Source organism: Porticoccus sp. GXU_MW_L64, assembly GCF_052983295.1.
Map to the genome: position 1 here is coordinate 221,914 of NZ_JBRKJK010000007.1, position 10,541 is coordinate 232,454.

8 protein-coding genes are annotated in these 10,541 nt (G+C 57.0%); 2 read left to right on the forward strand and 6 right to left on the reverse strand.

Features of this window, described 5'->3' with window-relative positions; all coding sequences use genetic code 11:
• Positions 1–347: 347 nt before the first annotated feature.
• The 4 genes from ACVBEJ_RS07650 to gcvT form a co-directional block, all read right to left on the reverse strand.
• Positions 348–575, reverse strand: coding sequence for a DUF1653 domain-containing protein (locus tag ACVBEJ_RS07650; protein WP_447129025.1), 228 nt, complete (start codon positions 573–575; stop codon positions 348–350).
• A complete protein-coding gene (locus ACVBEJ_RS07655; protein ID WP_447129026.1) occupies positions 565–1,764 on the reverse strand; it encodes a class I SAM-dependent rRNA methyltransferase in 1,200 nt (399 codons plus the stop codon). Before ACVBEJ_RS07655 ends, ACVBEJ_RS07650 begins: the two co-directional genes overlap by 11 nt.
• A 112-nt stretch (positions 1,765–1,876) precedes the next feature.
• Positions 1,877–2,266, reverse strand: coding sequence for a glycine cleavage system protein GcvH (gene gcvH / locus ACVBEJ_RS07660; protein WP_447129027.1), 390 nt, complete (start codon positions 2,264–2,266; stop codon positions 1,877–1,879).
• Positions 2,267–2,284: 18 nt separating this feature from the next.
• Positions 2,285–3,379: a glycine cleavage system aminomethyltransferase GcvT gene (gcvT, locus tag ACVBEJ_RS07665; RefSeq protein WP_447129028.1), complete on the reverse strand. Its 1,095-nt coding sequence runs from the start codon at positions 3,377–3,379 to the stop codon at positions 2,285–2,287.
• Positions 3,380–3,489: 110 nt separating this feature from the next.
• Between gcvT and ACVBEJ_RS07670 the strand changes: the two genes are divergently transcribed.
• Both ACVBEJ_RS07670 and ACVBEJ_RS07675 read left to right on the forward strand, forming a co-directional pair.
• Positions 3,490–4,494, forward strand: a complete 1,005-nt coding sequence (locus tag ACVBEJ_RS07670; RefSeq protein ID WP_447129029.1) for a serine/threonine protein kinase — start codon at positions 3,490–3,492, stop codon at positions 4,492–4,494.
• Between the two features lie 180 nt (positions 4,495–4,674).
• Positions 4,675–7,494: a bifunctional diguanylate cyclase/phosphodiesterase gene (locus ACVBEJ_RS07675; RefSeq protein ID WP_447129030.1), complete on the forward strand. Its 2,820-nt coding sequence runs from the start codon at positions 4,675–4,677 to the stop codon at positions 7,492–7,494.
• Between the two features lie 149 nt (positions 7,495–7,643).
• On the opposite strand, the gene ACVBEJ_RS07680 is transcribed toward ACVBEJ_RS07675, so the two are convergent.
• Positions 7,644–8,852 (reverse strand): UbiH/UbiF/VisC/COQ6 family ubiquinone biosynthesis hydroxylase, encoded by a 1,209-nt coding sequence (locus tag ACVBEJ_RS07680; RefSeq protein ID WP_447129031.1) that lies wholly within the window; start codon positions 8,850–8,852, stop codon positions 7,644–7,646.
• Between the two features lie 22 nt (positions 8,853–8,874).
• Positions 8,875–10,086, reverse strand: a complete 1,212-nt coding sequence (gene ubiH, locus ACVBEJ_RS07685) for a 2-octaprenyl-6-methoxyphenyl hydroxylase (RefSeq protein WP_447129032.1) — start codon at positions 10,084–10,086, stop codon at positions 8,875–8,877.
• Positions 10,087–10,541: the final 455 nt, after the last annotated feature.

Consider the following 10,541-nt stretch of genomic DNA (forward strand, 5'->3'; position numbering starts at 1 on the left):
AAGACGGCAGGCTTGTAGGTCGCCGAGGGGCATGATGCGGCAGAAATCCAACGCGCCTGCCAACAAAACGTGCGCTTTTACTATGCCTATATCGGCAGCATTCTGTAAATCTTTTTTTTAATTTGGGATGAATTTTTTTCGACTTTGCGGGAGCGGGTTGGGGGGGTTGAGTCACTAATTATTTTGGGGGTGTTATGAAGGGGCAAAGTTGGAGCAGGACATGAATCGGACGTTACCTCCTGTGACACGCAGCGAGTACGTCCCTGTATGCTCGGATGCGGCATCCATGCCGCATACGGTCACAGGAAGTAACGTCCGATTCATGTCTTCAAGTGTGGAGGTATCATTTATTTGTCAGATGTTACGAAGGTGAAGCGGGGGATAGTTTCTCCATCTCGCTCGATGATTTCGGTGAACATCGCCAGCGGCCGCACCCACAAATCGCGGTCGCCATAACAGGGGCGATAAACGACCAGGGGCTCTTCCGTTTCCGAGTGGCGCGCCACGCCGATCACTTGGTAGTCATTGCCTTTGTAGTGGCGGTAGAGTCCTGGCTTTAGCTGATCACCGGCCATGAGCAATATCTCTGGCAAAAATGGCTTTCAGGTAGCGGGTTTCGGGGATGGCCGGGTGCACCGGATGATCCAGACCGGCACCGCCGCTGGCTATAATCTGCAAGTGGCGGCCACTGCGTGATCCCGCCTGGCGCACTACGTCCATCAGCATGGGCTCTGTCAGATGCATGGAGCAGGAGGCCGATACCAGCAGGCCGCCGGGGGCCAATACTTTCATGGCCAGTTGGTTTATCTGGTGGTAGGCCTTCTCTCCCTGGCGAATGTCTTTGCGACGTTTGATAAAAGCCGGAGGGTCCAACACTACAATATCGAATTGCTGCTTTTCTGCTGCCAGTGTTTTCAGCACTTCTGCGGCCTTGCCCTGATGGGTGCTGAAGTTGCCCGCTACTCCGTTGAGTTCGGCGCTGGCTGTTGCGGCCTTAAGTGCTTCACCAGAGGCGTCCACACAGCAGGCAGATTGGGCGCCGGCCACCAGTGCTGCCACACCCCAGCCACCGGCGTAGCTGAATACATCGAGCACACTTTTGCCGGGGCACAGGCGTTGTAACAGGGCACGATTTTCCCGGTGGTCGTAAAACCAGCCGGTTTTTTGCCCTTGCATTAATGGCACCACAAAGCGGGTGCGGTTTTCGGTGATTTCCACCGTTTCCGGGACTTCACCCCATACTACGTCCACGGATTCCGGCAGACCTTCCTGTTGGCGGAACGGGCCCAGGTTGCGCAGCACAATACCGCTGGGGGCGGTCACGTCTACCAGTGCCTGCACAATCTCCTGCTGATGGACATCCATGGTGGCGGTGGCCAGTTGCAGGCTGAGGTTGTTGCCAAAGCGGTCTACGACAATACCCGGCAGGCCGTCTGCATCGCCATAGCAGAGTCGATAGTAGCCACCGGGGTAGGTGGCTTCCCGGTGTGCCAGTGCGGTGCGAAAGCGGTTGCGGAAAAAGTCGGTGTCCAGCGATTGCTGCGGGTCGCGGCTGTACAGGCGCGCGCAAATCAGACTGTTGGGGCTGACCGTGGCAATTCCCAGACTGTTGCCGCGGCTGTCTTCAACAACCGCTGTAGCGCCTGCGGCCATGCCTTTCAACGGTGTTGCCGCCACATCCACTTCGTTGCTGTACACCCAGGGGTGACCGCCGCGAATACGGCGTTCCTTGCCGGGTTTAAGGCGCAGTTTCAGGTCAGTCATAAGTGCAGAAGGGGTACAGGTGACAGGGCGCGCTGCGCGCTAAGAGGTTACAGTAACGGGCTTTTTCTGTAGCGCGCAGCGCGTCCTGTAACCTGTGAACTGTTAACGTTGTTTATTCGTTATCGCACACTTCCTGGTAGGCATCTGCATCCAGCAGTGCATCCAGTTCAGAGGCGTCGCTCAGTTTGATGCGGAAAAACCAGCCATCGCCATAGGGGGAGCTGTTGGCGGTTTCCGGGGCGTCTTCCAGTTCGTCGTTAACGGCGACCACTTCGCCGGATACCGGGCTGTAAATGTCGGAGGCGGCTTTTACCGATTCCACCACGCCGGCGTCATCGCCAGTGGCCAGCTCTGCGCCGACATCGGGGAGTTCCACAAACACAATGTCGCCCAATGCTTCCTGAGCGTGGTCGGTGATACCTACGGTAACCGTGCCATCGCCTTCATCGCGAATCCACTCGTGGGAGGCTATGTACTTCAGGCCGCTGATTACTTCGCTCATTTTCTTGTCCTCAATCTCTTATTCAAAAGCCTTGGCGCCATTGCGCACAAAGCAGGGTTTGATTACTCGGGCGGGGGCCAGTTTGCCCCGCAGCTCAACCTGCACCTGGTCGCCCACGGTTTTCGGCACCCGGGCGAATGCGATGGCGGTGCCCAGGGTGGGCGAAAACGCGCCGCTGGTAATAATACCGTTGTTGTCGCTGTCTTCAACCACCACGGTCATGCCGGCGCGTAAAACGCCACGGCCTTCAAATACCAGTCCCACCAGTTTGTTTTTGACGCCATCGGCTTTTTGTTGAGTCAACGCGGCGCGGCCGATAAAGTCGCGATCCTGCGGTTCCCAGGTTACGGTCCAGGCCATATTCGCTTCCAGCGGCGATACCTCGTCGGTCATGTCGTTGCCGTACAGGTTCATGCCCGCTTCCAGCCGCAGGGTGTCGCGGGCCGCCAGGCCACAGGGCTCAACACCGGCCTTGTGCAGGCGCTGCCAGAAATCCGCGGCCTGGTCGCCGGGCAGCATGATTTCCAGGCCGTCTTCGCCGGAGTAACCGGTGCGTGCTATGTACCAACTGCCTACGGGGGCTGCCACAAAAGGCTTGAGTGCGTCGATGGCGGTAACCGCATCGGCGCAAACAACGGACTTTGTGAGCTCAATGGCCTGGGGGCCCTGAATGGCAATCATGGCGAATTCCGGGCGCTCGGCCAGGGTGACGTCAAAATCGCCGGCCTGTTGGTTCATCCAGGCCAGGTCTTTTTCGCGGGTGGCGCAGTTCACTACCACGCGGTAATCCGTGGCACTGTTGTGGTAGATAATCAGGTCGTCAATAACGCCGCCCTGTTCGTTGAGCATGCCGCTGTACAGTGCCTTGCCGGGGTTGCCGTCGAGCTTGGCGACATCGTGGCTCACCAGTTTGCGCAGATAGGCGCGGGCGTCTGCTCCGCTGACGTCAATCACGGTCATGTGGCTGACATCGAACATGCCCGCCTTTTGGCGCACGGTGTGGTGTTCTTCAATCTGTGAGCCGTAATTGAGTGGCATATCCCAGCCACCGAAATCGACAATTTTGCCTCCCAGGTCGCTGTGAACCTGAAACAGGGCAGTGCGGTTTCCCATAGCAAATTCTCATTGGTGTGAATTAGTCGTGAATTGGTTGAAGGCGGCATTTTATAGACAAATCAATACCAACCCCAGAATAATTTGGGAAGTGTCTGTATCATGCAGCCATGATTTTGCCAGACGCCGATAACCATACCCATCCATACGATGCCCTGACGCCGGATCGAGTGATTGACGCGGTGGAGCAGCAGGGCTATTTCAGCGATGCCCGCATCTTGCCTCTCAACAGCTATGAAAACCGCGTTTATCAGGTGGGCATTGAAGATGGCGAGCCGCTGATTGCCAAGTTTTACCGCCCCCGGCGCTGGACGCGAGAGCAGATTCTTGAGGAGCATCAATTCACTCAGGAGTTGGCACAATTGGACATTCCGGTGGTGCCACCTGTGGCCGACAGCGACGGCCAAACCCTGCACAGCGATGGCGATTTTGACTTTGCCCTATTCGAGCGGCGCGGCGGCCGGGCGCCGGAGCTGGATAACCTCGACAATCTGGAAATTCTTGGCCGCTACCTGGGGCGCATTCACGCAGCGGGCAAAGCCCGGCCCTTCCTGCATCGTCCCGGTGTTGATGTGCAGAGCTATGCCATCGACAGCTACCAGTTTTTAAGCCATCAACAAAGCCTGCCAATGGCGCTGGAAACCGCCTACTGCACTCTGGTGGAGGATTTGCTGCCACGTCTGCAAAAACTGTTCGACAATTGCCACTATCAAGTTATTCGCCTGCACGGAGATTGTCACCCGGGCAATATTCTGTGGCGCGACGATTTGCCCCACTTTGTGGATTTTGACGACTGTCGCAGCGGCCCGGCGATTCAGGATTTGTGGATGCTGCTGTCCGGCGACCGCCGCCAGCAGACCGAACAGCTGGATGCCATTGTCGAGGGCTATCAGCAGTTTTGTGATTTTGACCCGGCAGAGCTGGCGCTTGTTGAAGGCCTGCGCTCGTTGCGCCTGATGCACTACGCCGCTTGGCTGGCGCGCCGCTGGGACGACCCGGCGTTTCCCCGGGCATTCCCCTGGTTCAACAGCGAACGCTACTGGGGCGAACACATTCTGGAGCTGCGGGAGCAACTGGCGGCGCTGGATGAGCCGCCACTGAGTTTGCAGCCTTGACGCCATCGCCGGTGAGGTGAATACTCGTCGTCAATAACGATAAACCCATCACCGACTAGGGGGCGTTCTCAATTAGTGAGTTATTGCTGTTGTGCCTGAAATGGCGCCAGACAAGGCATGAGGAGAGTGGTTTGGTACTTTCTTTTAAACGAAAAGCAAATGAGCGACGAATAACACAGTATGGCGCCATTTCAGGCGCAACCCGAAGGGCTGGGCCCACTTACTTTAAAACAAAAGTGGCCCTCAGCGGTGTTGCCGTTCGCTCATGTAGAGCGACTACACAGCACTCACGGCGCCTTGCTGAGAGCCAAAATGGGCTCCAGCAGCAACAGCTCACTAATTGAGAACGCCCCCTGGCCGATGGATATTCTCTTTTTTGTTTGTGTTGCCATTATTGTGGCCGTTGCTGTTTACCTGTGTGTTCGACGGGCGATTCCCTGGCACCTGACACTGTTGAGTTTGACGGTCATTTTTTTGCTGGAGTTTGTCAGCGAATACCACCTGCAACAGCAGCACACTCGCAATCTGCGTGACCAAACCACCGCGCAGATCAATACCATCTCGACCAAACTCAGTGGCGAAATCAACCGGGTAACCTCGCTTATTCAGGGTCTGGTGGCGCACATCTCCATGGCCCCGGACATCAGCAAAGAAGACTTTGCCGAATTTGCCCATGAGCTGTTGCAGGATAACCAGCTGTTGGTAAATCTGGCCGCCGCGCCGGATTTGACCGTAACCATGGTGCACCCGCTGAAAGGCAATGAATCAGTGCTGGGGCTGAATTATCTGGATCACCCACAGCAGCGCGCCGACGTACTGTTAAGTCGCGACACCAAGTCATTGGTTCTTGCCGGGCCAGTGGATCTGGTACAGGGAGGCAGCGCCTTTATTGTGCGCGCGCCGGTGTTTATTCGTCGCGGCCCCGACAGCGGCAAATTCTGGGGGGTGGTTTCTGCGCCGCTGGACGCCAATGCCCTGTACCAGCGCATTGGCCTGTACAGCGACACCTTGACCACCGACCTGGCCATTCGCAATCGGCCCACTCTCAGTGCCAACAGTGCCTCATTTTTTGGTGACGACGGCCTGTTTTTGCAGCCGGACAATATTCAGACCACCGTTGCGGTGTGCTCCGGCTTTTGGCAGTTGAGTGCGCAGCCCAGTGGCGGTTGGCGCAGTACCTCCTTGCTGACCTGGGTTGTGAAACTGGTGTTTATCATCGCCGCTGTTGTGGCGCTGTTGATGTTGCGCAGTCGCCATCGGCAGGTTGTCAGCCACCACCGCTTTGAATCCAAACTGAAAGAGAGCGAACAATTGCTGCGAGACGCCGGCAAGCTGGCACTCATCGGCGGCTGGAAGTTGCACGCCGACGGCGAACTCTCACATCTCAGTGAACAGTCGGCACAAATTTTCGGCTTCCCGCAAGACACCGAACACAACATTGACGCCATTCTTGCGTTGTTCCCGGAATCCCAGGGCAAGCAGCTCAAATACCTGTTTCAGGAAGCCATTACCAGTGGCCGCAAATTCGACGTGGAATTGAGTATCGACCACAGCGGCGATACCCGCTGGGTACGGTTGATCGGCAACCCGGTACATCGCCGCGGCCATATTGCTGAAGTGGTGGGTGCGGTGCAGGACATCACCGAAAAGAAAAAATTTATCGAAATGATCCAGCGCCAGGCCACCTACGACACTGTCACCGGGCTGGCCAATCGCTTTCTGTTTGAGAACCGCCTGGCAAAATTGCTGCTGCAGGCAGAGCGAGAGCAAAAGAGCATCGCCATCTTGTTTATCGACCTGGACAACTTCAAGGCGGTCAACGATAACCTCGGCCACAAGGCCGGGGACATGCTGCTCACCGAAGTGGCCGACCGCATTAAAGGCTGCACCCGGCGTACGGATACGGTGGCCCGTTACAGTGGCGACGAATTCACCGTCATTCTGGACAACATCAGTAACAGCGGTGATACCTATGCCATTGCCGCCAATATTCTCAAGCGCATCAACGAGCCCTTCGATATTCTCGATCACCAGCTGTTTTGCAGCGCCAGTATTGGTATTTCCAGCTTCCCGGAACACGGCCGCAGTGCCGAAGAACTGGTCACCAATGCAGACCAGGCCATGTACGAAGTAAAAAAATCCGGCCGCAATGGTTGCCTCTACTTTACCGCGGAGATGCAGCGCATCTCAGAGAGTCGCCACATCCTGCACAACAAACTGCAGGCCGCCATTGCCAACGAGGATCTGCAAGCCCACTTCCAGCCCATCGTACCCTTGCAGGAAGGCTTGCCGCTGAAATGTGAAGCATTGGTGCGGTGGATTGAGAGCGGCAAATTTGTGCCCCCCAATGAATTTATTCCACTGGCGGAAGAAACCGGCATGATCAACGCCATCGACCGACTGGTGCTGAAAAAAGCCAGTGCCTACATTCGCCAGCTGGACAGCGAGCAGAACCAGCACCCCTGTTTGTCGGTGAATATATCTCCGCGGGTATTTTCCTCGCGGGACAATTCGCTGGAACTGTGGCTGGATTTGATCATTGAGCAGGCGGCAGATATCAGTATTACCGTGGAGATTACCGAACGCCTGCTGGCGCAAAATGTGGAGCGCGCCCTGAAAGTGCTGAACCGGCTGAAAGAGGCCGGTGTTTCCATTGCCATTGACGACTTCGGCACCGGTTATTCGTCCCTCAGTTACCTCACCACCTTTCCCATCGATATCATTAAAATCGACCGCGCCTTTGTCAGTCGCATCGAAGATGACCCCTCCGCCGCCACCCTCACCGACACCATTATCAGCCTGGCGCAAAAGCTGTCGCTGCAGGTGGTGGGAGAAGGCGTGGAAACGGAAGAACAATTCAACTTTTTGAAGAAGCAAGGCTGTCAATACGCCCAGGGTTATTACCTGGGGCGGCCAATGGATGGCGAAGCGTTTGAGAAATGGGTGGAAGGAAAGCAGGATACAGGTGACAGGGCGTGCGCTGCGCGCACTGACAGCTGACAGCAGAATATTGTCATCCTGAGCGATAGCGAAGGATCTCAGGCTCAGCAAGTTGTGTTCAGAAAGAAATAACTACAGAGTGCGTAAAATATCTCGCTCGATCAGCTGTCCCCTGTAGCCCACGCCAGTGGGCGTCCTGTTGACTGGGTTTAAAGCCCCATTGCCTGTCGCACCAGCTGCTGTTTCACCAGGCCCATCCGGTTCACCAGCGACATGCCTTGATTGCGCAACAGGCGCACACCGAGATTGTCACTGGCAAACAGTTCTTTGAAGCCTTTCATGGCGAGCATGGTGGCCAGGTTGTCCGGTTTGCGCTGGCGTTGGTAACGGCCCAGTAGCGATAGTTCCCCCAGGGGCAAACCGCGCAGGCGGGCTCGTTGCAGTTCGTCCACCAATGCGATCACATCTTTAAAACCAAGATTTACACCCTGACCGGCCAGGGGGTGAATGGTGTGGGCGGCATCCCCCAGCAGGGCGATGCCCGGCTGCACATAGTCGCTGGCGTGGCGTTGGTGCAGGGGAAAGCAGAAGCGTTTTGACAGCGACTCCACATTGCCCAGACAGGCACTGCTGGCGCGGGTCAGTTGGGTGCAAAATTCGGCGTCCGAAAGTGCCATTAACTGGTCGGCTTTTTGCTCCCGCTGGGACCACACAAAAGAGATGGTGTGATCTTCCGGCAACGGCAAAAACGCCAGCGGCCCGTCGCTGGCAAACCACTGGCGGGCGGTGTTCTGGTGGGGGTGCTGGCAGCGAATGGTGGCGACAATGGCGCTGTGGCCGTAGGGAGTGTCGTGCAACTGAAATCCGCACAGGTCGCGCACCTTGGACAGTGCGCCATCGGCAGCCACCAGTAATTGCGCCGACAGCTGTTCGCCGCTGTCCAGTGTAACTGTCATGCCGCTGGCCAAATACTCGGCCCCGGTCACTTTGGCCGGGCAGATAAATTCAATTTGGCTGCGCTGCCCAATATGCTGTTGTAACGCGCCAAGGATATTGGAGTTTTCAACAATATGGCCGAGGCTGGCAGAACTCACGTCGCTGCTATCAAACTCAATAAAGCCGGTACCGTCTGCATCCCACACCGACATATGAGTATAGGGTGCGACTCGCCGTGAGGCGATGGCGGGCCATACGCCAATTTGTTCCAGCAGTTGTCGCGAAGTTTCTGTCAACGCCACCACTCGCGGGTCAAAATCATCCCCTGCGAAGTGGCCGTCGAAGGGGCGCGACTCCACTACGGCGATGGATAAACCCTGGCAGTGTTTGGCCAGCAGTGCAGCAAAAGCACTACCGACCATGCCGCCCCCAGCCACAATTACATCGAAGCTGCGCTCTATCTGACTTCTGTCCTCTGCCATCTGTTTTCTGAATGTCATCTGTCTACTGAACCCCCATTCCGTAACGGGCGAACTGCCCCCGCATCGACGGCACCATATCCATGGCAAACAGGCCGGCACCGCGAGCCAGCGCCGCCGCGTGACTGTCGACGGCAAATATTTTTGGCAGCCAGTGACTGGCCGCCACCGTGCGCTGTTGGTCTGTCGCTCTGTCCCGTTGGTAGCGTTGCAACAGGGGCAGATTGCCCAAAGACTGCCCTTGAGCTGCGCCCTCGGCCAGCGTGGTTGCCAGGGCGTCAATATCGCGAATCGCCAGGTTAAACCCTTGTCCCGCCACCGGGTGCAGGCTGTGGGCGGCGTTGCCCGCCACCACCAGATTGCGGCGTATCTGTTCGCGGCTTTCCATCAGTTTGAGCGGGTAGAGCTGACGTTTACCGGTGCCCAGCAATCGTCCCTGGCGGTAGCCGAACACCTGTTGCAACCGGGCCAAAAATTCCGTTTCTTCACACTGGCTTAAATGCTCGGCCTGATCCGGCGGCAAGGTCCACACCAGGGCACTGCGGTGTTGGCCGTCTTTGGTGTCTGGCAGTGGCAAAAGCGCCATCGGCCCGTTGGCGGTAAAACGCTCGTAGGCGACACCGTTGTGGGGTTGTGCCAGGGCAATGTTGGCAATCAGCCCCAGCTGGCCGTAGTCTTCAATATGGGTGCCAATACCCAGCATGTCGCGAGTGGCAGAGCGCGCGCCATCGGCGATTACCAGCAGTTCGCAACGGGTGTTGGCATCGCGATCGCTTAAGGTCAGCTCGGCACCATTCTCGGTCATTGCCACCTGTTCGATGGTGGCGGGGGCGGCCAGCTCAATATCCGCTGCGGCCAGCTGTTGTTGCAATATCTGCCCCAGCCAGCGGTTTGCCACCACATAGCCGTAAGCGGCCATGCCCTGTTCGCTGGCACTGAGTTCGGTGGAGGCAATGTGACCTTTATCGCTTACCTGAATCTGCTCGATGGCGGCGGCGCGCTGTTCCAGTTGCTGCCACAGATCCAATTTTTCAAACACTTCCCGCGTGCGCCAGGAAAGGGCTGTGGAGCGGTCGTCAAAGCTGGGGCTGTAGTCGTCACTGGTTTGTTGTGGATGCGGCTCCACCACCAGAATACGCCAGTCGGGATTTTCCTGACGCAGCAGTAACGCCAAGGTAGCACCCACCATGCCGGCGCCGGCAATGGTGATATCAAACGGTTGGGTTGGTTGGTTCAAGAGGGCTTATACCGAGTAAGGTTGAGGGACTACGCTAACTCTAAAACGAACCTTAGGCAAGGAGGGGAATGTAGGCTTGGGTGGCGATTTGCCGTGGGGTGCGCCTTCCCTGACACGCTGTCAATACATCCCTGTAAGCTCGGATGCGGCATCCCTGCCGCATACGGTCAGGGAAGGCACACCCCACACCAAATCTTCCCATCAGAGATAGATACACACGGGCAGAAGGGAGGAGTTGTGTATTTGCTTTCAGGGCCGCCACCAGCATGGATGCTGACGACGAGCATACAGGGAAGTACTTGCTGCGTGCCCTGAAAGCAAATACACGGCTCCGGGGCTAGGGGGCGTTCTCAATTAGTGAGCTGTTGCTGCTGGAGCCCATTTTGGCTCTCAGCAAGGCGCCGTGAGTGCTGTGTAGTCGCTCTACATGAGCGAACGGCAACACCGCTGAGGGA